Source organism: Methylobacterium phyllosphaerae, from assembly GCF_001936175.1.
Lineage (GTDB): Bacteria > Pseudomonadota > Alphaproteobacteria > Rhizobiales > Beijerinckiaceae > Methylobacterium > Methylobacterium fujisawaense.
Map to the genome: position 1 here is coordinate 4,352,463 of NZ_CP015367.1, position 21,454 is coordinate 4,373,916.

The following is a 21,454-nucleotide window of genomic DNA, read 5'->3' on the forward strand; positions in this document are numbered from 1 at the left end:
GTCGCCTCCTCAGCGCGCGGTGAGACGGTTGGCGAGCAGGACGTAGAGTCCCGTCAGGATCATGGTGGACAGGATGGCGAGGAGGCCGCCGACGGTGGCGACCGTCACGGCCATCCCGGGCGCGATCGGCCGCGTCATGGTGGCGGGCGAAACGATGAAGGTGCCGACGAAGCTGCCGTAGATCACCGTCTGAATGCACGCCATGATCCATCCGAGTCGGGCCTGCGGCAGATCGTTCTTCGGGGCTTCGAGATGTGTTTCCTCTGCTGACACCGTTCGACCTCCGGCTTCGACGCGTTGATGTTGGATCGGGCGTTTATTCGGCAGCCTTCGATGCGGCATCGGCGACCACATGGCCGAATCCGTTGTTGACGCGGCTGCGTTGATACTTGTTGAGCCAAGTTTTGAACTGGACGGGCAGCATGTCGTAGGGGCGCGCCTCGCCCAGAACCATCGCCGCGTAGACCGGCCAGTGGGGGTTCGCGAGCATCGGCCTGCCGAGCATGACGATGTCGACTTGGCCCTCCCTGACGATCGACTCCGCGAAGACGGGATCAGCCAGGTTCCAGTTCGCGGCGGTCAGGACCCCCGCCTCCTTGCGGATTCGCTGCGCCGCCGGGACCATGAAGCCCTCCTCGTCCCACGGCGTTTGGGCGCGGCCCGAGTTGCCGCCGAAGGAGACGTCCACGAGGTCGAGTCCCCGGGGCGCGAGGAGGCGAGCCAGTTCGACCGACTCGTCGATGGTCTGGCCGCCGGGTGCGAATTCCGTCACGCCGAACCGCATGGAGAGCGGCAGCCGCTCGGGCCATTCCGAGCGGACGGCCTCGAAGACCTCGACAAGCAGCCGGCTGCGCCCGGCGAAATCGCCGCCGTATTCATCGGTGCGCCGGTTGGCCAGGGGCGAAAAGAAGCTCGACAGGAGGAAGCCGTGCGCGCAGTGGATCTCCAGCCACTGAAAGCCGGCGTCCCGCGCCCGGCGTGCGGCCTCGGCGTACTGGCGCGTGACGGTCGCGATATCGTCGTGCGTCATGGCCCGCGGGATGCGCGGCATGACCCCGCCGAACGCATCCGCGGAGGGGCCGATCATCTCCCACGCGTCGGGGTGGTCTTCCGGCAGGTGGCCGCCGCCTTTCCACGGAGGTTCGACGCAGCCCCGCCGGCCCGTGTGGCCGAGCTGGATGCCGGGCACGGCCCCGACGGTCGAGACGAAGCGGGCGATCCGGGCCAGGGCTTCACCCTGCTCGTCGTTCCAGATGCCCGCGCATTGCGTGGACATGCGGCCTTCCGGCGACACGGCCGCCTGCTCGACCACCACGAGCGCGGCGCCGCCCGCCGCCTTCGAGCCCAGATGGACCAAGTGCCAATCGTTCACGAGGCCGTCCGGCGACGAGAACTGGGTCATCGGCGAGACCGCGATGCGGTTGCGCAACGTGACATCGCGGACCCGGAGTTCGCTGAACAATGAGGACATCGTGCCCGCTCTCCACGCACGCTCCGTCCAGCCGAACATCCTGCCGGAGAAGCGAGCTATCTGCTCGAAATTGAGCCAATACAGTTGCGGAACGAGCAGTCGAATGCCGAGCTGTCCGCCAGTGATGACTTGTTCAAGCCCTAGACTGCCCTTAGCTTTGGACGGCACTCTTCCAAATTCGGGCCGGGCTCGAACAGATTCCGGACAGCGTGCAGCGCGGAGGCTGGCGGGACGTGCCGACAGGGTCGGGGACATGACGAGCGCGACGATGCAGACGCGTGACATCGGCTCCTGGCCGAAGAATATCGCGCTGGCCCGCAGCACGGGGCGGGGCTGGCGGGACATTCACGCGCAGCACGTCGCCGTCGAGCCGTGGACGGGGACGCTCGATCCGGTCGGCAATCCCTGCCTCGGCTACTGCGTCGCGCGTCCGGCGCAGATCCGTCGACGCATCGGGCGCGGCGGCGCGACCGAGGCGAGCACGTTGCGTCCCCGGCAGTTCCACCTGATCCCCGCCCACGACAAGAGCGAGTGGCAAAGACGCGGACGCTCCGAGATGCTTGCGATGCATCTCCGCCAGGGATTGATCGACGAGACCGCGCGCCAGATGTGGAGTGCGACGGCGCCACGGGTCGAGCTCGACATTCCGCTTGGAACGTCTGATCCGCTCCTCGAGCAGCTGGCCCTGGCCATCCTGGAGATCCTGCGGGAGGAGCCCGATGCCTCATCGGCGCTCTATGTCGACGAGCTGGTCCACGCGATGGTCGTGCGCCTTGTCCGGGCCTATACGGCGAACGGTCGCTCATCACGGACGGCGTTGGAGAACGATGCGCTGGATCGCGGCGAGATGCGGCGCATCCGCGACCTGATCGAAGAGCGGCTCGCCGAGGACCTCTCCCTCGAGGCGCTTGCCGCCGAGATCGGCGTATCCCCCCGCACCCTATCCCGCGTGTGCCTCAAGCAATGGGGAACGACGGTTCACCAGTATGTCCTCTCACGCCGTGTCGAGCGGGCCAAGACCATGCTCCTCTCGACCAACCTTGCCATCACGGCGATTGCCTTCGATACGGGCTTCTCCAGTCAAAGCCATCTGGCAATGGCCTTTCGGCGGTTGACCGGGCTCACGCCGAAACATTACAGGCTCATTGGTCGATCATAAATTGTGAGTTGTTCTGACAGGAATTGTAATGGAAGCATTTACGCCACGTTGCAAGCCGCCGGTCGGACCTGATTTCAGTATTCTTTGAGCCCGTATTCCGGCCTGTCGTCGTTGTTGCCGTAAGATTTGTGCGGCGGGAACTTGCCCGACATGGTGAGCTTCGCCCGGTCGCCCTTGTTGCTGGCCTCGCGGGCCATGTCCATGTTGAAGTCGATCGCCGACACGATGCCGCGCCGAACCCCTCCTGGATCAGCTCCTCGAAGGTCGTGCCGTAGACCATCACCCGTTGGTAGAACCGGTAGATCAGCGGCTCGTTGAGCATCCGCTCCTCCGCCTCGGTGAGGCCGAGGAGTTCGGCAAGTCACCCCTCGCGTTCGCGCACCGGGGGAGGGCGACGGGCGAAGCGGTTTACCGTCGGGACTGCCGATGCCTTCCGCGCGATCCGGCGGCCATCCCGACGCGTGGGCGATGGCCGCGGATCAGGCCCGGCGGGCTGGAGGCTCGGCGGCGCCGGCTGCTGCGTCCGCCTCGCTCAGGGAAGGCCGCACGACCGGCGGATGGCGCGGGTCGTACCCGTCCGGCATCGCGTCCCGCAGCGTCGTGGAGCGGGTCACCAGGAAGTCGATCAGGTGGTTGCGCAGGGCGTAATACCCGGGCGCATGGTGGAGCTGCGTGCGATCACGGTCCTTCGGCAGCGGATTCTCGACGATCTCCGCGACCCTCGCTCGGGGTCCGTTGGTCATCAGCACGATCCGGTCGGCGAGATAGATCGCCTCGTCGACGTCGTGTGTGATCATGAACACCGTCTGGCCGGTCTCGACGCAGATGCGGCGGACCTCGTCCTGCAGGGTTCCCCGGGTCAGCGCGTCCAGCGCCGAGAAGGGCTCATCCATCAGCAAGATCTTCGGCTCGATCGAGAGCGCCCGGGCGATGCCGACGCGCTGCTTCATGCCGCCCGACAGTTCGGACGGGCGCTTGTGCTCGGAGCCCGCCAGTCCCACCGTGGCGATGGCCTTCCTCGCGCGCGCCTCGACCTTGGCCCTGGGCGCCGTCCGCCAGCGCGCGGAGACCGCGTAGGCGACGTTGCCGAGCACGCTGCGCCAGGGCAGCAGGGCGTGGCCCTGGAAGATCACCGCCCGATCGAGGCTGGTTCCTTCGATCGCCTGCCCATCCACGATGACGACGCCCTCGGACGGGGCCTCGAGCCCCGCCAGGATGTTGAGCACCGTGGTCTTGCCGCAGCCCGAGTGCCCGATCATGCACACGAACTCTCCGCGGCGCATGGGCAGCCACAGGTCCTCGAAGATCGTGGTCGTCTTGCCCCCTGGCCCCGGATAGCGCCGCGCGATCCCCTCGATGGAGATGAACTTCTCTGCGTTCGACATGCGGCTGGTCCCGGCCTGAACGGGAGCGGGGGCGGCACGGCTGGAGCGCCGCACGAAGGGAAGCAGCTTGCTCATCGGGTGCCTCATTCGGGGAAGGTGACGAGGCGCTGCGCGCGCGCCAGCAGCTGGTCGAGGGCCATGCCGACGACGCCGATCACCAAGATCGAGGTGATCACGTTGGTGATCGAGAGGTTGTTCCACTCGTTCCAGACGAAGTAGCCGATGCCGGTGCCGCCCACGAGCATCTCGGCCGCGACGATCACGAGCCAGGCGATGCCGATGGAGATGCGCATTCCGGTGAGGATGGTCGGCGCGGCGGCCGGCAGGATCACCGTGAACGCCCGGCGCACCGGCCCGACCTCCAGGGTCCGGGCGACGTTGAGCCACTCCTTCCGCGTGCTCGACACGCCGAACACGGTGTTCATCAGCATCGGCCAGAGCGAGCAGATGAAGATCACGAAGATCGCCGACAGGGCCGAGTCCTTGATGGTGTAGAGGGCGAGCGGCATCCAGGCGAGCGGCGAGACCGGCTTCAGGATCTGGATGAACGGGTCGAGCGCCCGGCTCATCAGCGGCGACATGCCGATGAGGAAGCCGACCGGGATCGCCACCAGCACCGCCAAGCCGTAGCCGAGCGCCACGCGCCCGATCGAGTAGGCGAGCTGGATACCGATGCCCTTGTCGTTCGGGCCGCGGTCGTAGAACGGGTCACTCAGGTGCCCCCAGATGGTCGCCCCGACATCCAGGGGGCCGGGCATGGCCGACTTGCCGGTGGTGGCCGCCTGACCCATCAGGGCCGCGTATTCCGGATCCATCGCCTCGGTCTTGGCGGTGCCGCTCACCGCGACCTGCCAGCCGAGTAGGATCACCGCGAGGAGCGCCAGGGAGAGGATGCCGGCGCGCAAGGTCAGGGTGCGTTGCATGACTCAGCTCGCGCGCTTGATCTTGAAGGAATCCAGGTATTCCTGGGGCTTGGCCGGATCGAAGGGCTTGCCCATCACCACGAACGTCTTCGTGGTGGCTTCCGGCGGGGCGAGGCCGTCCTGCTTCATCAGCTTGGCGGCATCGGTGGCGCGGTAGACCTGCCTCGCTACGGCGGCGTAGTCGACATCGCCCTTGATCTGGCCCCAGCGCTTCATCTGGGTCAGCGTCCAGATCGCGAAGCTCTCGTACGGGAACGGGTCGAAGGCGACCCGCCGCGGATCCTTCCTGACGCTGCCGAGACCGTCCGCGTAGGTGCCGGTCAGAACCTGCTCCACGACGGTGAGCGGCTGGTTCAGGTAGTTCGCGGGCGCGATTGCGGCGGCGATCTCCTTGCGGTTCTCCAGCCGCGAGGCGTAGGCGGTCGCCTGGAGGATGGCGCGCAGGAGCGCGGCCGTGGCGTTCGGCATCTCGCGGATCGTGTCCTGCGCGACCGAGAACGAGCAGCAGGGATGCCCGTCCCAGATCTCCTTCGACAGCACGTGGATGAAGCCGACGCCGTCGTAGACCGCGCGCTGGACGATGTTGTCCGGCGCCAGGAAGCCGTCGATGTTGTCGGCGCGCAGGTTCGCGACCATCTCGGGCGGCGGCACCGAGCGGAGCTGCACGTCGGTGTCGGGATCGATGCCGTGCTCGGCCAAGTAATAGCGCAGCAGGTAGTTGTGGTTCGAGTAGTCGAACGGGATGGCGAGTTTAAAGCCCTTCCAGTTCTTCGGGTCGCGATTGTCCTTGTGCTTGTTGGCGAGGCAGATCGCCTGGCCGTTGACGTTCTCGATCGCCGGCACCGCGAAGGGAACGGGATTCGAGCCGAGGCCGAGCGTGATCGCGATCGGCATCGGCGCGAGCATGTGGGCGGCGTCGTATTCCTTGTTCAGGGTCTTGTCGCGCACCACCGCCCACCCGGCGGTCTTGACGACGTCGACGTTCAGGCCCTGCTTCTCGTAGAAGCCCATGGGCTTGGCCATGATGATCGGCGTGGCGCAGGTGATCGGGATGAAGCCGACCTTGAGATCCGCCCTTTCCGGCCTGCCGGCCTCGGCGAACGCCTCGGCCACGAACTGCGTGGGCAGGAACTGGGCGACCGCCGCTGCGGCGGTCGCGGCGCCGACGCTCTTCAGGAAGGCGCGGCGTCCGGCATCGTGCGGGAACAGCGCCCGCAGCATCGCCGCCTCGACGACGCGCACGACCGCGGCGTCGCCCGACGGGAGAGAGGCCTCATGGGCGGCTTGGTCCGCATGCGCACCGCAGGAGCAGCCGCCGAGCCTGCGCCGGGCATCAAAAGGATTGTCGGAACGGGCCATCGAGAACTCCGGCGTTGAAGTCTTGAAATTCGCAGCAACTGTCGCGCCAAGCGCGCCGCATCATGAAATCTTCGCTCGGATCAGCATCCCCCAGCCTGCCTGGCGAAGGTCGAGACGGTGGGCCGGTGACGGTCTCTCGGCAGCGTCGAGCCGTGCCGGATCACCGGAGCAGCATCGCGAGGCCGGCACCTCCGATGAGCCTTCCCGGCACCGTGTCGAGCGGGCTCTTGCGGGTTGCACGGGCGGAGGGCCGGGGAAGCCCAGAGCGGCCGCTGCCGGCGCCTTCCGCGACAGCCGGGACCAGGGCCCAGTCGACGCGGGAGCCGCCCGCGATCGCGAACGCTCCCGTCCCGACCGTCACGGAAGCCGTCACCCTCGTCGAACAACCGGTCGAACGCGGCGCCTGGGCGGGCGACCTCAGTCCCCGCGTTGAACAGCGTGCCGCACGCGTCCTGCACCTGGAGGATGCCGCGCCCGATCCCGAGCCGGCCGCCGAGACCCTCCCGGAGGTGCGGCGCGGCCGAGAGGGGGTCGGCGTGGCCGGAGGTCTCCAGGATCCACGCGACGGTCAGGCCTTGTTCGCCGACATGGGCGAGCACGCTGTCGATCACTGCCGCGGCGCGGCTCCGGGGATCGTACATGGCGAAGGTTGCGGTGTGGGTCGGCTCGTCGATGAGGCCGTGCACGGCGGGGCGCGGGGTCGTGGCCGAGAGGCTGGCCTCGACCTGCCCGTGCGCCTGCGCCAAGGCGGGATCGGTTGCGTGGAAATCGTTCGTCATCGTCAGCGCCTCAGGCGGCCAGCCAGGCGGTGACCTCGCCGTCGCGCCGCTGTTCCATCGCGAGCCGGCTCTCGGTGTGCTCGACGATGTGCCAGGGCTCCCCGGGGAGCGGCGCGCCGTGCAGCGCGATCGGTGTCGAACGCGTCTTCAGACGGATGACGGGCGCGGCGTGCGCGTAGCCCGGATGCTCCCGGCCCAGGATCGCGTGGGCGATGGCCTCGGCCTGGCGGGCGACCGGCTCGATGAAGCGGCAGGGTCGCCCCGCGATGCTGATGCAGTCGCCGAGCGCGAAGATGTCGGGTCCGCTCGTGCGCAGGGTCGCCGGATCGACGACGATCCCGCGGTCGAAGGCGAGCCCGGCACCGCGCACGAGCCGCGAGGGCGTGGCGAGCCCGGTCGCGGCGATCACCGTCGTGGCGACCAGAATCGTCCCGTCCGCGAACGTGAGCGCGACCTCGCCGCCCGGCCGGCGGCCGAGGCCGCGCACGACGGCGTTGGCCTGGTAGCGCACGCCCAGCCCTTCGAGTCCGGCCAGGAGCCGGCGGCCCGCCACGTCCGGCAGGAGCTCGGGCAGCGGCAGCGCCCCGATCCCGACGAGCGTCACGGCGTGTCCGGCCCGGGCGAGGTCCTCCGCGAGTTCGCAGCCGACCATGCCGGCGCCGATCACCGCGACGGCACGGGGGCCCTGTGCGAGTTCGGCGTGCAGGGAGGCCCAGGCCGCGAGGTCGTTCACGCGCCAGCACAGGGTCGGGTCGAGGCAGGCCGGCAGCGCCGGACGCGCGCCGTGGGCCAGGACGAGGGCGGTGTACCCCAGGGTGCCGCGCGTGGTGCGCAGGCTGTGCCGCTCCGGGGAAAGGCCCACGGCCACCGTGTCGGCCATCAGGCGCAGGCCCAGGCGGGCAGCCGCCGCGGCGCCCGTCTCCCGACGCAGCCTGTCCGGCGACAGGCCGCGTCCCAGCGCAACCGAGAGTTCCGGTTTGTGGTAGACGTCGCCGCCGCAGGCCGTCACCAGTGTGATCGGAACCTGGGTGTCCTCGGCCCGGATCGCCTCCGCGGCCGCCCATCCCCCGGCACCGGCGCCGACGATCACCACGCCCGGCCGGCGCTGCGCGGCCGCGGCCGCCGGCACCGGCGCGACCGGGGCCCGCCGCCGGTACGGTTCGAAGTCGGACTTGGTCACCCCGCAGATCGGGCAGGCCCACTCGTCCGGGATGTCGGCGAACCGGGTTCCGGGCGCCAGGCCGCTGTCGGGATCGCCCTCGCCCTCGTCGTAGATCAGCCCGCAGGCCCGGCAGAGGAACTGCTTCCAGGGGCCGAGGCCGTCGGTGGGTTCCAGGACGGTCATGCCTGACCTCCCACGCCGGTGCCGCTCGGCAGCACCTCCCGGGACAGGCGCGCCATCTCCCAGCGCAGGTGCTTGATCGCCGGCGTGACGATGGCGACGAAGTGCGCCTCGCGGACGCGGCGCTGCGGGGCCGCCGACATCAGGTAGCCGCGCGCGCCCTGATGCAGGAGCGCCGACTGCGACGCGCGCAGGGCCAGCTCGGCGGTCTGGGCCCGGGCGTCGAGAACGTCGATCAGGTAGTCGGTCGAGCCATCGTAGGGCGTCTCGGCGAGCCGCATCACCCGGGCGCGGAGCTCCGCGAGCTCGGCCGCGACCGTGTCGGGGCGGTCATCGAGGAACTGGTTGACGTGCCCAAGGGTCTCCTCAACCGCCAGCATGGCGTCGAGGCTTCCCTCGGCCACGCCGAGCCCCATGCCGCATTGGAGCAGGATGAAGGCGCCCCGGATCCCTCCGATAAAGGGCCGGGCCGGATCGGCGATCAGGTCGTCCTGCCCGACGAAGTACTCGTCGAGCCGCACGCCCCAGGTGCTGGTGCCCTCCATGCCGGAGAAGTGCGGGCAGGGCCGCAGCTCCGCGCGGTCGCAGCGCAGCAGGAACATGATCTCGTGGCTGATGGCGTCGCCGGCGCCGAGGACGCCCGCGATGGCCCCGCAGTACTGGCCGGCGCCGATGTGGCTGACCCAGGGCAGCATGCCGCTGACCCGGTAGCCTCCGGGCACGCGACGGGCGCGCAGGAGGATCGGCTCGATCCCGGCGAACGCCTTCATCGGGTTGGAGAGCGCCGTGCCGCCGAAGGTGCGGCCCGCGACGTGGTCGTCGAGGAATGCGCCGGAGAGCGCCGGGTTGCCCGAGCGCTCCAGGTAGAGGCCGCAGACATCGTGGCACCACATCAGGAAGCCGGTGGCGCCGCAGGCCCGGCTCGCCGCCTGCATGGCGGCGATGGCCAGGCCGACGCGCGCGCCGTGCCGGTCGAGGTGGACGCCGAGCGCGCCTGCGTCTCCGAGCCTGCCCATGATGTCGAGCGGGTACGCGCCGTGGTCGATCTTGCTCGCCGCCGCGCCCAGGGGGCCGTCGGCAATGGCCGTCGTCTCGGCGAGGACGGTCTCGTCCGTCCACGTGCGGCCGGCCGGGCTCGCGAACGGCGCCTCCGTCACGGAGGGCCCGGCCGGTGGAAGGGCGAGGGCGCTCGACATCGTGCAATCTCCTCAGGAAGGGGAAAGGGGGCGGGCCCGCCGGGTCCCGCCGACGCGCTCAATCGGCCAGGCCGAACTTGAAGGGGACCGGGTTGCGCAGGGTGTTGGCCACCGGCGAGAAGTGGTTCGCGTGGCGCACGATCTCGTCGAGCGCCTCGCGGGTCGCGTCGCCCTCGATGGTCACGGCGACCCGGATCTCCTGAAAGCCCATATCCTCCGGCTTCTTCTCCGCCCCGCCGGCGCCCCAGGCGGCCGGGTTGCCGATGTCGCCCTCGAGGTGGAGCTCCAGGCGGGAGAGGCGCACCTGCTTCCAGGTCGCCACCGCGGTGATTCCGACCGCGAGGCAGCCGCCGAGGGCGGAGAGCACGATCTCGCCGGGCGCCGGCGCGGTGTTCTCGCCGAACAGATGCAGCGGCTCGTCGACCACGACGGGCGCATGGTCGCCGACGTAGCTGAGGGTGCGGTACTGGCCGTCGACGACCGTGTGCACCTTGTTGGTGCCGCGCGAGCCGGGATTGCAGCGGCCCTTCTCGGCGAACTGCATCAGGCCGTCGCGGTCGATCGGACGCAGGTAGGTGGTGACGGTCTTCGGGGCGGCGCTCGCGCTCATCTGGTGTTCCTCTTCCGGCTCAGCCCCGCAATTGTCGGGGGGGGCTCGGAAGGACTTGCGCAAGGCAGATGCCAGGATGGCCGAACCGGGAACTATCTTTGAAAATCCAGGTTTTCCAAATTTTTAGGTGAGGGCCGCGGTGATTTGATCGCCCGGTTGCGACAGTGAATGTCGACATTGTGTCGACATTGTCGGACTTGGGCGAGGCTGGTTAGGCCCTCGGCTGGAGCTTCCGCCAGCGGTAGGAGAACTGGCGCTCGGTGAGGCCAAGCCTCTGCGCGGCGCGGGTCTTGTTGCCACCCGCTTGCGTGAGGGCCAGGCGCAACTGCGCGCCATCGTGCGAGTCGGCGGGCAGATAGGGCCGAAGGCCGCCCATCGCATGGACCGGGTCTCCCCCTGTCGGCACGATGAGCCGTGCCGGCCCCGGCGCAACCGCCCCCGAGACAGTCACGCCCCCAAGCATCGGCTGCAGGTCGTGGACGTCGAGAACGCCCTCGCTGGCCAGCAAGACGAGCCGCTCGATGAAGTTGGCGAGTTGGCGGATGTTGCCCGGCCAGGGCTGGCGGGCGAGATGTGCGACGGCCGACCGGGTCAGGTTGACGTTGCGCTGGTTGGCCTGGTTCGCCTGCGTCAGGAAATGCAGCACGAGGTCCGGAATGTCGTCTCGCCGTTCGGCCAGGGGCGGCAGGGTGATCGGGATGACGTTGAGTCTGTAGAAAAGGTCCTCCCTGAAGCGGCCGTGGGCGACCTCGGCCGCGAGGTCCCGGTTGGTCGCGGCGACCAGGCGCATGTCGACGCGGATCTCCCGTTTGCCGCCGAGGCGAACGACCGTCCCCTCCTGCAGGGTCCGCAGCAGCTTGGTTTGGAGGATCGCCGGCATCTCGCCGATCTCGTCGAGGAAGATGGTGCCGCCGCTCGCCTGCTCGAACCAGCCGGCGCGTGCCGCGACCGCCCCGGTGAACGCGCCGCGCTCGTGGCCGAACAGTTCGGATTCGAAGAGGCTCTCTGGAATGGCCGCACAGTTCACCTTGACGAACGGCCGGTCCCGCCGGGGGCTTGCGAGGTGGAGCGCGCGGGCGAACAGTTCCTTGCCGGTGCCGGACTCGCCGAGCAGCAGGACGCTCGCGGTCGCGTCCGCGACCTTCTCGACCTGTACGAGCGCGCGCAGCAGCGCGGGCGAGGTGCCGATGATGCCGTAGCGGGCCCGCTTGATGCGCAACTCGCGAGCCAGCATATCGTTGTGCTCCTCGAGCGCGCGTGTCTTCCGCTCGACCCGCTCGTTCAGGGTCAGCAACTGGCTGACCATCGTGGCGATGATGCGAAGGAGGGTGAGGTCGTCGGAGAGCGGTCGCTCCCGGTGGCGGATCCTGTGGCAGGCGATGGCGCCGACAGTTCTCTGCTCGACCCGGATCGGGAGCGCCAGGAACGACACCGCGCCACGGGGCAGTCGCGCGCGCTCGACCGCACGCCCTAGGAAGACCGGGTCATTGTCGATGTCCTGGACGATGACGAGGTGGCCGTCCTGGATGACACGCCCGGTGATGCCCTCGCCCGGCGCATACCGGCCGCGGGCGACCTCCTCGCGGGTCAGGCCGTAGGAATGGGCGATGCGATAGCCGGCGCCGTCAGGGTCCTTCAGGACGATGCGTCCACGGTTGAGCCCGACGATCTCCGAGAGCAGGTGCAGCATCTCGCGGGCGACCTGGTCGAGGTGCAGGCCCTTACCGACGAGGTTCATGACCTCTTGGATGAGGAACATCTCCTGCGTGCGCCAGTAAGTGCTCGACGTTGCGTTGCCTGCCCGCTCCTCCATGGCTGATCGCACCTCAGTTGCCCGACTGCCGTCGGCAACCTGCAAGCCCTGTGCAAGGAGAGGTGTGAGACACGCCAGCACCGCGTCCCCGAAGACGCGCTGGATGAGCGGCAACCGATGCAAAGGCTGAAAGCGGCCCGCTCCCGTCCTCCCCGGAGGCGGCGGAAGCCGACATTCCCGCGGACCCCGCCATGTCGGCGATGCTGCGGGCAGACCCCTGAGATCGGGTGCTGGATCCCTTGGGATGCGCGCTGGGCCGAAGGCGCCACGGCAGCGCCCGCACGACGGAGGCGCTCCGTCGCGCAAGACAGCGCCGTCAAGACGGTGTGAGGGCCGCCGCCGGACGCTGCGGCGTCAGCCCGACGACGCCAGACGTGGCGAGCTCGGCAGACGGCGGCCGATGCGGCGAAGGGCCGAAAAGGCGATCAGCGCAAGACGACGCGCTTTGCCGATGATGTCATCGGTTATGTCCGCATCGATCTCGCAGAGGTCTGGACGGGAGATGGCACCCTCTACCTGTTCGTTGCCATCGATCGAACGTCAGAGCTGGCTTTCGCCAAGGTGGACGCTGACGCGAACCGCATCCTCACCATGTCGCGCCGGACGATCTCGATCGTCCAAGCCCAGAGCAGGTGCCCGAACACCTCCGAGAACACCTCATGGGCGGAAATGTCCCAGACCTGGGGCGCCCAGCCGCCCAGCGGCAGCAGGATGGCGTGGAACAGGAGGGTTATGATCAGTCCGAAGGCCAGTCCTTGCCCCAGCGTCACGAGCGGGCATGCCGTTGCGAGCAGGCAATAGAGCAGGCCGAAGACGATCGAGAAGCCCTGGTGCACCAGGGCGACGCCGTAATTGATGACGTGACCGGTGAAAACGTAGGTCATGTCCTCGGCGTTCAGGCCAAGCGCCTTGAGGATGGCGAAGGGTGGCGAGATGCGGCCGGCCTCCCGGGGCGGGAAAGGGATCTCGGATCCCCACTTGACGAAGCTCGAAAGATTTCCGCCTAGGAATCCCGCCCACGCCGCGTATCCGTAATCGACAATATCGTCGTTTTTCGAATTTGTCCCCAATTTGTCCTCCATATGTAATTCTATGTCGTCCGTACAATCTCCCTAGGAATTCCAATATTCTTAGGTTTGCGGACATAGATCCAAAAAACGGATCGATCAACTGCCTGTATCACAGTTTTAAACCAAAAATTTGCAAAATCGCAATATGATTTAACCTAGAGATTTTGGTCAATTGCGGAGGTTGTTGTGAAAATATCGACTTTGATCGTCGCTGTGTCGGGATGTGTCGGTGCGCTGTGCGTGACTGTTACTGCAAAGATGGAAATCGACGAGTACAAATCATACAGTGATAGCGTCAATGCGCTGACGGGTGCTTCCGCGTCATTGAAGATCCTGGGCGCTTCGACCCGCATCGCGCAGGAACGGGGGCCCACCAACAGCAGTCTCGGCAGTGAGAGACCGGTGCCACGCGCTGTCGAGCAGGCGCTCAGCGAGGCTCGCACCGACACCGATGCGGCCCTACGAGAGGCCAGCCTCGCCGTGTCCACATTGCCGGAGCGATGGGGAGCCAAGGCCGCCGAGGCCGTCTCCGAGACCGTTCGGCGCCTCGCCACCGTGCGGCAGCAGGCCGATGCCGTGACGGCTCATGTTCAGGCACAGCGATCCCAGGACGCGGTGGCGGGGATCGTGAAGGCCTTGATCGCCGTCCCGCCAGTGCTCGACCAGGCGTTGAATGCTGTGGACGATGCCACGATGTCGGCCGATCCGAGCCTGGGCTCCTGGCTGACGATGGCCCGGACCGCGACGGAGCTGCGTGACTTCGCGGGTCAGATCGGATCCGTGTTCACCCCTGCTCTCGTGACCAGGCGGCGTATGACGGACGAGGAGATCGGGCAATACAATCGATTGAGCGGCTATGTCGACGCACAGATGCGGCAGATCCTGCTCGCCCGTGGGAAAATCGGCGACGATGCGGGTGTCGGTGAGCTCATCAGGACCATGCGGGCGCAATACATCGAAGGCGGCCAGAAATTGGCCGCCGATCTCGTGGCCCAAAGCTTATCCGGTCAGGCCGCGACCCTGACGGTGCAGGACTTTGCCGCCCGTTATGTCCCGGCCATGAGCGCGATCGTCGAACTTCGCGATCGATTGTTCGTCCGGGCTTTCGACCTGATCAAGGCGCGCATCGCCGCGGCCCGGACGCGCTTCGTCCTCTTCCTGCTGGGCGGTGGCGCGGTGCTCGTGATGTGCGGCGGCGTGATCGTGGTCTGCGTCCGGAGGATCTCGATGCCGATCCGCCGCATGGCACAGGTCATGAGCCGGATTTCCGACGGTGACACCAGCCTCGTCGTTCCCGACACGGCCACGAAGAACGAGATCGGCGCGATGGCGGCGGCCGTGCAGGTCTTCAAGGATAATCTGATCCGGAGCCGGCACCTGGAGCTGGAGGCTGCTCAAGCGCGGGCCGCCGGCGAGGCGCAGCGCAAGCGCACCATGCTGGAGCTGGCCGACGAGTTCGAGCGGGCGGTCGGCAGCATCGTCGGCCAAGTCTCATCCTCGGCCACGGACCTGCAGGCCACCGCCCAGGCCATGACAGCCACCGCCACCCAGACGGCCGGCCAGTCCACGACCGTGGCGTCCGCCGCCGAACAGGCCGCGAGCAACGTCAACACCGTGGCGGTCGCCGCCGAGGAGCTGGGCACGTCCGTGCAGGAGATCAGCCGGCAGGTGGACGGCTCTTCCAAGCTCGCGCAAGCGGCGGTGGACGAGTCGGATCAGACGGCGGCTTTGGTGCAGGAGCTGAGCGGGACGGTCGCGCGGATCGGCGACGTGGTCGGGCTGATCTCCTCGATCGCCGGGCAGACCAACCTGCTGGCGCTGAACGCCACGATCGAGGCAGCCCGCGCCGGCGATGCCGGGCGCGGCTTCGCGGTGGTCGCTGCCGAGGTCAAGGAACTCGCCGGGCAGACCGCCCGGGCCACCGAGGAGATCTCAGGCCAGATCACGCGTGTTCAGGGCGTGACGGCCGAGGCGGTCGGTGCCATCGGGGCGATCACGGCGCGGATCCGGGAGATCAACGGCGTGGCGGCCTCGATCGCCGCGGCGGTCGAGGAGCAGGGCGCCGCCACGCAGGAGATCGTGCGCAACGTCGCTCAGGCGGCCACCGGCACGGCCGAGGTGACGAGCAACATCACCGGCGTGGCCGAGGCTTCCGAGGAGACGGGCGCGGCCGCGGCCCAGGTGCTCAGCGCGGCGGACGAGCTGTCGCGCCAGTCCGAGCATCTCGGGGCGGAGGTGGCGCATTTCCTCGCCACCGTCCGAGCCGCCTGAGACTGGCGCGGGCTCCGAGCCCCCTCCCGCTCGCCCGACTGCGTGCAGGCGGCTGGATCGGGTGCGATACGGGGCTCGGCCATCCGAGCGTCATCGCCGACGCCGGTCAGCCTGAGGAATGTGTCACGGCCTAAGCTGCTTCACCTTGAGGCAGAACCAAGCCGCCATGACCGGAACGAACATCCCGCTGGGCTCCAAGGAGGATGAGACCGCCGTCGGATCACGGACGGACGCGCTCGCCGCCGATCTGGTCGTGGCGCGGATCGAGACGCTCCTGCAGGTGTTGCGTCGGAGACGGACCGAGCTGAAGGCCCAGATTGCCAATCTGCAGAGCGTGCAACCGAGTGCCGAGACCCGGCTGACCGAGCTCACCGCAGCGTTGGTCGGCCAGATGAGCGACAGCGTGGCGCATCTGAACCTGCTCGTCGATCAGGCCGAGCTGTTCGTCCAAGAGCTGACACGCGACGCCCCCTCGGCTTGAGCCCGTGTGAGATCAGCCGATCGCGATCGCCCGAGCCGCGTCGAAGGCGGGATTGGCGAAGCGGGGACCGGCCGGGTTGCACAGGATCCGGGTTCCGCCGGGCCGAACCAGGTCGAGGCTGTGGTGGACATGGCCGTGCATCTACAGAGCCGCGCGGCCGGTATCGGTCAGGGCGGACAGGTCCAAGGTTAAGCTCCCTGCGTTCCAGGTGCCGCGCCAAGCGGGAGCGATGCAGTCCGGATGCGGGGCGTGGTGGGTGACCCCGATGAGCGGCAGCGCCCCATCACCCTCGTCCATGAGCGCGGCCAGCTCGGCGCGGGCGTGACGGTGCAGGGCCGCGGCGTCCCCGACCGTGAGCAGGTGATGGCCGCCGTCATGGGCGACATCGATCGGCTCGCCGGTCGGCGTGTCGGGATCGAGCTGTCCGGCCAACCGACAATCGCTCCGCAGGGTGGTGCTGACGAACCGGCATCCGGCCAGGATCTGAGCGCGGGCGAGAGCCTCGGGCACGATGTCGTGCCAGTGCTCGTGGTTGCCCAGCACGAACACGACGGGCTCGTCGTTGGCGAGGCGGTGCAGGACCCTGAACGTCTGCCGGGGGTCGGCCTTCCACATATCGCCGGCCGCGACCAGCATGTCGAAGGCGGGCGGCTCGGACCGGAACTGATCCGGATACAGCACCGCCTTGAGGTGCCGGTCGGACAGGATCCAGAGCTTGGCCAAGGATCGCCCGCGCTCTCAGGGGCGCACGATGCGCACGGCGTCGAAGCCTTCATCGGGACTGGGCGGCTCGAAGCGTTCGGCCACGGCACGCAGCGCAGCCCAGGCTCGGATCGTCAACGGATGAGGGCCCTTACCGGGCCACCTCAAGAGCAGCCTGCCGGAACTCGCTCGGCGTCATGCCGTGATGCGCTTTGAAGCGGCGGGAGAAGTGGGCCTGGCTGGAGAAGCCACAGCTATACGCGACTGCGCCGATCTGCAGATGGCCATGCTCGATCTTGCTCAGCTGATGCCCGGCCCTCAGAAGACGGCGCTCCCAGATGTAGTCGGACACGTGCCTGCCACGCTCATGAAACATCTCCTGTAGCCGGCGCAGCGAGACGCCGACAGCCGCGGCGAGTTCCGGAGGTCCGAAGTCGGGGTCACCCAGATTGGCCTCGACATAGGTCTTGGCGCGCTGAACCGTGACTGTTTCATGCAAGGGGCGAGACACCTCCTGTGCCAAGCGCTCGGCGATGCTGGCCGCGATCAGGTCGATGCCGATGGCCGACATGCGGTCTGCCACGGCCGGCGTGAGGCTATCACTGACACGCATCAGCTCAGTGAGGAAGCCTGTCGCCAAGGCGGTGCTGCCGAGGTCTGCACCGATGGTCAGCCCGCTGTAGAGCCGAGCTGGACCGAGGACAGACTCGAGCCGCTCACGGGGTATGTGGAGGGTGAGCATCTGGCTGCCCGAGCTGTATTCCTGCGCCGCCGGACGACAGTCGAGCACCATGAGATCGCCGGGCCGTTGCACCGAGGTCCTGTCGGATTGACCGGTCTTTGCAATTCCTGCCTGCCGGAAGAATATTCCGACAGCATTCTCCTGGCCATGATTCCTGACCAGGTCGGGCGTCGCCTCAGCGCGTAAAGCGCCATGGGAGGTGCGTATCGCTTCGATCGAGCCGACGGTAGCAACTTCTATCTTGGCATCGAATGGATCGTCGGTCAGGCGCTTCTGCTCGGCCGGCACGCGCATGTCGGACATGGCATCGCGCCAGCTTCTAAATCTGTCGCGGGGATGAAATTTCTCCGTTGAAAATAGTGTCCGCATGTATTTTTGTCTATATTCAAATATACCATCACTAGTAATGCATGAATTCTCGACGAACTCTGATGCAATGTGGCTTATGATATGGAAACGGCGTAATGTCAAAATCTAACAAATCTCAGCCAAAAACAAATCTAAGAGTGAGTTATCGGCAAATATACCTTCTCTATGATCGCTGAGGTTGTGAGGCGGTCAGTCAGTATTTGTAGAAACTAAAAACTGTTATTAAGCGCTAAAATTGATTTCCATTAGGTGTGAAATGTCAGAAAATACAATCTATTGTGCGATAGACGCTGAGCTGACCAGTATTATTGACCGGGCTGATTGAGAGGCTGCTGCAGGGCCGGGGCCATGGGAAGCCGGAAGGCCAGATCCGGGACGGTGACAGGCGCAGGTGGTCGGTAGCCCGAGGACGAATGCGGCCGGACGCGGTTGTCGGTATCCCGCCACCGCCTGCCGGAGTCGTTCGCAATCCGCACTCTTCATAGAATGTACTGTTAGCCGCAATAATTTATGCACAGTCGCAAAATCAAATTCTAACCACCTCAATGCGCAACAAGTTTTGGAAATTTTTTACTTGGTCAATGCGGGTTGTCGGAAGGATTGCCGTGAAACCCGCGCCTGACCCAATTTATGACGGGCGCCAGAAATTCATCGGTTTGCGTTATGGGTATCAAAAACAAAGGGGACAGCAGAACAGCGGTTACCCAGGCCGGGGCGGACTGGTTCACGACATACACCAGCAGTACTGAAGCGGCAGCAGCGGACACGACGAGCCAAATTCTTATAAAACCTTTGATCATACGCATTGAACAGGCTCCTTGGCGCGCGCAGGATTTTCGATTGTCCTGCTGAAGATAGAGGGTCACAAAAATATCTGGTCGAACGGGCGTAGGGCGGAGGGCTCGTATGGATTCCAAAAACTTACATCCCACCGCATTCCCGCCATCCACTAGCGGTTATGGCATCAACTCATAAATTGATTTGGGCCGACTCGAAGTGACAGATCATACGCTCAGGCTATGCTTAATTTTTATCTATTTCATTCGATAAACAATAGCTCTTTTAGAGATTCGACGGCGAGATGGGGTGTCTTGTACTTTCAGTATTGGACGCACATCCATGAAATATATCTGCTCCTAATTGGCGCGCCGAGCATGATATTTATAGATACGTCTGATCACATCCTGCATCGCCAGGATGATAAAATAGATTGAGATCCCCAATGAGCCTTAAATCGTTCGTCCCGTCGCAAGGCCGCATCGAACAATCGCGGTCATTCCGGGATCGACCTGCCTTGAAGGAGCGCTGGCGCTGCGGGGCGCCTGCGCGGGCCGTTTCGCGCTTGAAGGACCCGGACATTCTGTAGACCGACCCACCGCGTCGTCTCATATCGGCGCCGGACCGTGTCCATAAAACGAGGGCTCCTCCGACGCGTGCCAGAGAGGCAGGCTGGATCACCTCAATCCGGCCCCCATGCTGTCGGGGGATCGTGTCGGCTCGTCAGACCTCGGAAGAGCGGTCTCGCTTACGATCGATCGGGCAGGGGCATGTCCAATCCAGCGCGATGCGCTCCTGGTGCCGAGCGCACGACTGTCGACCCCTGCTGCCACAGCTCGAATGTGTGCGTCCTCTACCGTCCGCGCGGTAGCAGACCGCCACGAGACCACTCCTTTTAGACAGTCGCACGGCCAGGCGGATCGCGCTCACACGCACGGGCGCCGACGGCAGCCCTGGTGCCGGACGCCCCCTGCGCGCAGAGCGAAGCAAGCCCACAGCACCACGCCCGAAGCCGCCTGCGACGCCGGCCTGCTTCGTTCCGCGCGCAAGAACCGGAATGCTGCAACGGATCCCGTTCCGCCGGCTTGGTGAGGGGAGGGGCACGCCCGGCCCGACCCGAGAGACGCGCCGCATGGACGACACCGCCTTCAAGCCCTCCCGGCGCCACGCCGAGCTCGGGCCCGCCTTCTTCGATCCGGTCACCCCGGCCCGTTTCCCGCAGACGATCCTGCGCTACCGCAATCAGGCCTGGGCGGAGCGGGTGGGCCTCGGCGGCCTTTCGGAGGCGGCGTGGATCGCCCATTTCGGCCGGTTCGAGCCGCTGCCCGGCAGCTTCGAGACGCCCCTGGCCCTGCGCTACCACGGCCATCAGTTCCGCTCCTACAATCCGGAGCTCGGCGACGGCCGCGGCTTCCTGTTCGCGCAGCTGCACGACCTCGAGGACGGGCGGCTGCTCGACCTCGGCACCAAGGGCAGCGGCACCACGCCCTGGTCCCGCGGCGCCGATGGACGGCTCACCCTCAAGGGCGGCGTGCGCGAGGTGCTGGCCACCGCGCTCCTGGAGGCACAGGGCGTCTACACCTCGAAGAGCTTCAGCCTGATCGAGACCGGCGAGGACCTCATGCGCGGCGACGAGCCCTCGCCGGCCCGCTCCTCCGTGCTGGTGCGCCTCTCGCACGGGCATATCCGGATCGGCAGCTTCCAGCGCGTCCTGGCGCTCGGCGAACCGGACAACGTCGCCCGGCTCCTCGACCACACGATCGAGACCCACAGGCCGGACCTCTGGCGGGCCGGCCTGGAGGATCGCGGCGTCGCCTTCCTGGAGGATGTGGTGGTCAAAGTCGCCCGGATGGGCGTGCAATGGGCGGCGGCCGGCTTCGTCCATGGCGTGCTCAACAGCGACAACATCAACGTCACCGGCGAAAGTTTCGATTACGGGCCCTGGCGCTTCCTGCCGCATTTCGACCGGGACTTCACCGCGGCCTATTTCGACGAGACCGGGCTCTACAGCTTCGGCCGTCAGCCCGAGGCCCTGTTCTGGAATCTCGCCCGGCTCGCCGACTGCCTGCTGACGCTGGCCCCCCAGGCGCGCCTCGAAGCCGCCCTTTCCGGCTTCGGCCCGGCCCTGCAGGCGGCCTTCGCCGAAGCCCTGTTCCGCCGCCTCGGCCTCGCCGCGGCGCCGCAGCCGGAGACCGACCGGCTGGTCTCGGCAGTCTGGCGGTTCCTCGCCGCGACGCGGGCGCCCTTCGAGCGGTTCTTCTTCGACTGGTACGGGGGGCTCGCGAGCGCCGGGCGGGCGGAGGCGGGACCGGCCGCCGCGCAGTACCGGTCCGAGGCCTTCACGGCCGTGCGGGCCGCGCTGGAACCGCTGGCGCCCGCACCGGGCGCGCGGCTCGACCATCCCTATTTCGCGGAGGCGCCCTGCACGCTCCTGATCGACGAGGTGGAGGCGTTGTGGGCGCCGATCGCCGCGGCGGATGACTGGTCCCTGTTCGCGGCGAAGCTCGCCGGGGTGGCCCGGATGGCCGAGGCCTGCGGAACGGCGCCCGCCTCGGCCTGAGCGGCCTCTTCCTCGGCGAGCCGCCGGCGCTCCTCGGCGTAGCCCCCCGCGATGGCGAGATCGACCAGGCGCCGGGTCAGCCGGAAGGCCAGCCAGAACAGAGCGAGGCAGAGAAGCGTCGCGGCGGCGGCCTTGAGCGGATCCACGGGTTTCTCCGGTGATGTCTCCTCGGTCGGAGCGGCCCTCTTAGAGCCGCGCCCGGCCACGGGGCAACTGGACTTCGGGCCAAGATCGACCTCGCGCGGCCCGTCGATGCGCGCGGAACTCCCCGGCAGCGCCGCGATCGAGCGCGGGGCGCGTCTCTGGGTCGCTGCGCGGCGCACGCGGCGACGGTGTTGATGGGCCGATGCGGGCGATCCGAGCCGAAACCGGACCGGAACATGTTATGGCGCCCGCCGGCCGGATTCCAACATCCGGTCTTCATGCCCCTCGATGAAACGGATCC

At 67.2% G+C, this 21,454-nt stretch carries 19 protein-coding genes and 4 pseudogenes; 5 read left to right on the forward strand and 18 right to left on the reverse strand.

Annotated features, from left to right (window positions below; genetic code table 11):
* Positions 1 to 9: 9 nt before the first annotated feature.
* A complete protein-coding gene (locus MCBMB27_RS30850; RefSeq protein WP_335632563.1) occupies positions 10 to 354 on the reverse strand; it encodes a DUF485 domain-containing protein in 345 nt (114 codons plus the stop codon).
* A complete protein-coding gene (locus MCBMB27_RS19785; protein ID WP_236952753.1) occupies positions 317 to 1,639 on the reverse strand; it encodes an NADH:flavin oxidoreductase/NADH oxidase in 1,323 nt (440 codons plus the stop codon). The genes MCBMB27_RS30850 and MCBMB27_RS19785 overlap by 38 nt, the downstream gene beginning before the upstream one ends.
* 85 nt (positions 1,640 to 1,724) lie before the next feature.
* Between MCBMB27_RS19785 and MCBMB27_RS19790 the strand changes: the two genes are divergently transcribed.
* Positions 1,725 to 2,630 carry a helix-turn-helix domain-containing protein gene (locus tag MCBMB27_RS19790; RefSeq protein ID WP_075381108.1) on the forward strand — a complete coding sequence of 302 codons (906 nt, stop codon included), beginning with the start codon at positions 1,725 to 1,727 and terminating at the stop codon, positions 2,628 to 2,630.
* Between the two features lie 74 nt (positions 2,631 to 2,704).
* Here MCBMB27_RS19790 and MCBMB27_RS31000 read toward each other — a convergent pair whose 3' ends face one another.
* The 10 genes and pseudogenes from MCBMB27_RS31000 to MCBMB27_RS19835 all read right to left on the reverse strand — a co-directional run bounded on the left by MCBMB27_RS31000 (position 2,705) and on the right by MCBMB27_RS19835 (position 12,037).
* The gene (locus MCBMB27_RS31000) at positions 2,705 to 2,854 is read right to left on the reverse strand and encodes a cyanase (RefSeq protein WP_418287738.1); all 150 of its coding nucleotides are present in this window, start codon (positions 2,852 to 2,854) and stop codon (positions 2,705 to 2,707) included.
* A 50-nt stretch (positions 2,855 to 2,904) separates the two neighbouring features.
* A pseudogene (locus MCBMB27_RS31005) lies at positions 2,905 to 2,952 on the reverse strand (hypothetical protein); the annotation flags it as partial.
* A gap of 157 nt (positions 2,953 to 3,109) precedes the next feature.
* Positions 3,110 to 4,090 carry an ABC transporter ATP-binding protein gene (locus tag MCBMB27_RS19800; protein WP_075381109.1) on the reverse strand — a complete coding sequence of 327 codons (981 nt, stop codon included), beginning with the start codon at positions 4,088 to 4,090 and terminating at the stop codon, positions 3,110 to 3,112.
* Positions 4,091 to 4,098: 8 nt separating this feature from the next.
* A complete protein-coding gene (gene ntrB, locus MCBMB27_RS19805; RefSeq protein ID WP_043759789.1) occupies positions 4,099 to 4,938 on the reverse strand; it encodes a nitrate ABC transporter permease in 840 nt (279 codons plus the stop codon).
* A gap of 3 nt (positions 4,939 to 4,941) precedes the next feature.
* Entirely contained in the window at positions 4,942 to 6,297 is a 1,356-nt protein-coding gene (locus tag MCBMB27_RS19810; protein ID WP_043379219.1) for a CmpA/NrtA family ABC transporter substrate-binding protein, read from the reverse strand.
* An 80-nt stretch (positions 6,298 to 6,377) separates the two neighbouring features.
* Positions 6,378 to 7,076: an MBL fold metallo-hydrolase gene (locus MCBMB27_RS19815; RefSeq protein WP_075381110.1), complete on the reverse strand. Its 699-nt coding sequence runs from the start codon at positions 7,074 to 7,076 to the stop codon at positions 6,378 to 6,380.
* Positions 7,077 to 7,086: 10 nt separating this feature from the next.
* Positions 7,087 to 8,421, reverse strand: a complete 1,335-nt coding sequence (locus MCBMB27_RS19820) for an FAD-dependent oxidoreductase (RefSeq protein ID WP_075381111.1) — start codon at positions 8,419 to 8,421, stop codon at positions 7,087 to 7,089.
* Positions 8,418 to 9,614, reverse strand: coding sequence for an acyl-CoA dehydrogenase family protein (locus MCBMB27_RS19825; RefSeq protein ID WP_075381112.1), 1,197 nt, complete (start codon positions 9,612 to 9,614; stop codon positions 8,418 to 8,420). Before MCBMB27_RS19825 ends, MCBMB27_RS19820 begins: the two co-directional genes overlap by 4 nt.
* 58 nt (positions 9,615 to 9,672) lie before the next feature.
* On the reverse strand, positions 9,673 to 10,224 hold the full coding sequence (locus tag MCBMB27_RS19830) for an OsmC family protein (protein WP_075381113.1): 552 nt from the start codon (positions 10,222 to 10,224) through the stop codon (positions 9,673 to 9,675).
* A 211-nt stretch (positions 10,225 to 10,435) separates the two neighbouring features.
* A complete protein-coding gene (locus MCBMB27_RS19835; RefSeq protein WP_075381114.1) occupies positions 10,436 to 12,037 on the reverse strand; it encodes a sigma-54-dependent Fis family transcriptional regulator in 1,602 nt (533 codons plus the stop codon).
* Between the two features lie 459 nt (positions 12,038 to 12,496).
* On the opposite strand from MCBMB27_RS19835, the pseudogene MCBMB27_RS31010 reads away from it, so the two are divergent.
* Positions 12,497 to 12,601, forward strand: a pseudogene (locus MCBMB27_RS31010) (IS481 family transposase); the annotation flags it as partial.
* A 53-nt stretch (positions 12,602 to 12,654) separates the two neighbouring features.
* Here the strand turns inward: MCBMB27_RS31010 and MCBMB27_RS19840 are convergent.
* A pseudogene (locus MCBMB27_RS19840) lies at positions 12,655 to 13,119 on the reverse strand (DUF1440 domain-containing protein); the annotation flags it as partial.
* Between the two features lie 390 nt (positions 13,120 to 13,509).
* On the opposite strand from MCBMB27_RS19840, the gene MCBMB27_RS19845 reads away from it, so the two are divergent.
* Both MCBMB27_RS19845 and MCBMB27_RS19850 read left to right on the forward strand, forming a co-directional pair.
* Positions 13,510 to 15,378 carry a methyl-accepting chemotaxis protein gene (locus MCBMB27_RS19845; protein WP_236952754.1) on the forward strand — a complete coding sequence of 623 codons (1,869 nt, stop codon included), beginning with the start codon at positions 13,510 to 13,512 and terminating at the stop codon, positions 15,376 to 15,378.
* Positions 15,379 to 15,544: 166 nt separating this feature from the next.
* Positions 15,545 to 15,859 (forward strand): hypothetical protein, encoded by a 315-nt coding sequence (locus tag MCBMB27_RS19850; RefSeq protein ID WP_043379206.1) that lies wholly within the window; start codon positions 15,545 to 15,547, stop codon positions 15,857 to 15,859.
* Between the two features lie 12 nt (positions 15,860 to 15,871).
* Here MCBMB27_RS19850 and MCBMB27_RS30855 read toward each other — a convergent pair whose 3' ends face one another.
* The 5 genes and pseudogenes from MCBMB27_RS30855 to MCBMB27_RS29710 all read right to left on the reverse strand — a co-directional run bounded on the left by MCBMB27_RS30855 (position 15,872) and on the right by MCBMB27_RS29710 (position 18,538).
* Positions 15,872 to 16,000 carry a hypothetical protein gene (locus tag MCBMB27_RS30855; RefSeq protein WP_257787388.1) on the reverse strand — a complete coding sequence of 43 codons (129 nt, stop codon included), beginning with the start codon at positions 15,998 to 16,000 and terminating at the stop codon, positions 15,872 to 15,874.
* Positions 16,001 to 16,582 (reverse strand): metallophosphoesterase family protein, encoded by a 582-nt coding sequence (locus MCBMB27_RS19855; protein ID WP_236952755.1) that lies wholly within the window; start codon positions 16,580 to 16,582, stop codon positions 16,001 to 16,003.
* A gap of 130 nt (positions 16,583 to 16,712) precedes the next feature.
* Positions 16,713 to 17,606: a helix-turn-helix domain-containing protein gene (locus MCBMB27_RS19860; protein WP_306307417.1), complete on the reverse strand. Its 894-nt coding sequence runs from the start codon at positions 17,604 to 17,606 to the stop codon at positions 16,713 to 16,715.
* Between the two features lie 371 nt (positions 17,607 to 17,977).
* Positions 17,978 to 18,118: pseudogene (locus tag MCBMB27_RS31015) on the reverse strand (IS3 family transposase); the annotation flags it as partial.
* A gap of 132 nt (positions 18,119 to 18,250) precedes the next feature.
* Positions 18,251 to 18,538: a hypothetical protein gene (locus MCBMB27_RS29710; protein ID WP_139231562.1), complete on the reverse strand. Its 288-nt coding sequence runs from the start codon at positions 18,536 to 18,538 to the stop codon at positions 18,251 to 18,253.
* Between the two features lie 1,043 nt (positions 18,539 to 19,581).
* On the opposite strand from MCBMB27_RS29710, the gene MCBMB27_RS19865 reads away from it, so the two are divergent.
* Entirely contained in the window at positions 19,582 to 21,009 is a 1,428-nt protein-coding gene (locus MCBMB27_RS19865) for a protein adenylyltransferase SelO (RefSeq protein WP_075381117.1), read from the forward strand.
* Positions 21,010 to 21,454 lie beyond the last annotated feature (445 nt).

What these genes read in the sequence shown, in the direction of transcription:
- MCBMB27_RS30850 (WP_335632563.1), bottom strand. Translation starts at nt 354, where the DNA reads ATGTGGTCGCCGATGCCGCATCGAAGGCTGCCGAATAAACGCCCGATC.
- MCBMB27_RS19790 (WP_075381108.1), top strand. Translation starts at nt 1,725, where the DNA reads ATGACGAGCGCGACGATGCAGACGCGTGACATCGGCTCCTGGCCGAAG.
- MCBMB27_RS19800 (WP_075381109.1), bottom strand. Translation starts at nt 4,090, where the DNA reads ATGAGCAAGCTGCTTCCCTTCGTGCGGCGCTCCAGCCGTGCCGCCCCC.
- ntrB (WP_043759789.1), bottom strand. Translation starts at nt 4,938, where the DNA reads ATGCAACGCACCCTGACCTTGCGCGCCGGCATCCTCTCCCTGGCGCTC.
- MCBMB27_RS19810 (WP_043379219.1), bottom strand. Translation starts at nt 6,297, where the DNA reads ATGGCCCGTTCCGACAATCCTTTTGATGCCCGGCGCAGGCTCGGCGGC.
- MCBMB27_RS19815 (WP_075381110.1), bottom strand. Translation starts at nt 7,076, where the DNA reads ATGACGAACGATTTCCACGCAACCGATCCCGCCTTGGCGCAGGCGCAC.
- MCBMB27_RS19820 (WP_075381111.1), bottom strand. Translation starts at nt 8,421, where the DNA reads ATGACCGTCCTGGAACCCACCGACGGCCTCGGCCCCTGGAAGCAGTTC.
- MCBMB27_RS19825 (WP_075381112.1), bottom strand. Translation starts at nt 9,614, where the DNA reads ATGTCGAGCGCCCTCGCCCTTCCACCGGCCGGGCCCTCCGTGACGGAG.
- MCBMB27_RS19830 (WP_075381113.1), bottom strand. Translation starts at nt 10,224, where the DNA reads ATGAGCGCGAGCGCCGCCCCGAAGACCGTCACCACCTACCTGCGTCCG.
- MCBMB27_RS19835 (WP_075381114.1), bottom strand. Translation starts at nt 12,037, where the DNA reads ATGGAGGAGCGGGCAGGCAACGCAACGTCGAGCACTTACTGGCGCACG.
- MCBMB27_RS19850 (WP_043379206.1), top strand. Translation starts at nt 15,545, where the DNA reads ATGACCGGAACGAACATCCCGCTGGGCTCCAAGGAGGATGAGACCGCC.
- MCBMB27_RS30855 (WP_257787388.1), bottom strand. Translation starts at nt 16,000, where the DNA reads ATGCACGGCCATGTCCACCACAGCCTCGACCTGGTTCGGCCCGGCGGA.
- MCBMB27_RS19860 (WP_306307417.1), bottom strand. Translation starts at nt 17,606, where the DNA reads ATGTCCGACATGCGCGTGCCGGCCGAGCAGAAGCGCCTGACCGACGAT.
- MCBMB27_RS19865 (WP_075381117.1), top strand. Translation starts at nt 19,582, where the DNA reads ATGGACGACACCGCCTTCAAGCCCTCCCGGCGCCACGCCGAGCTCGGG.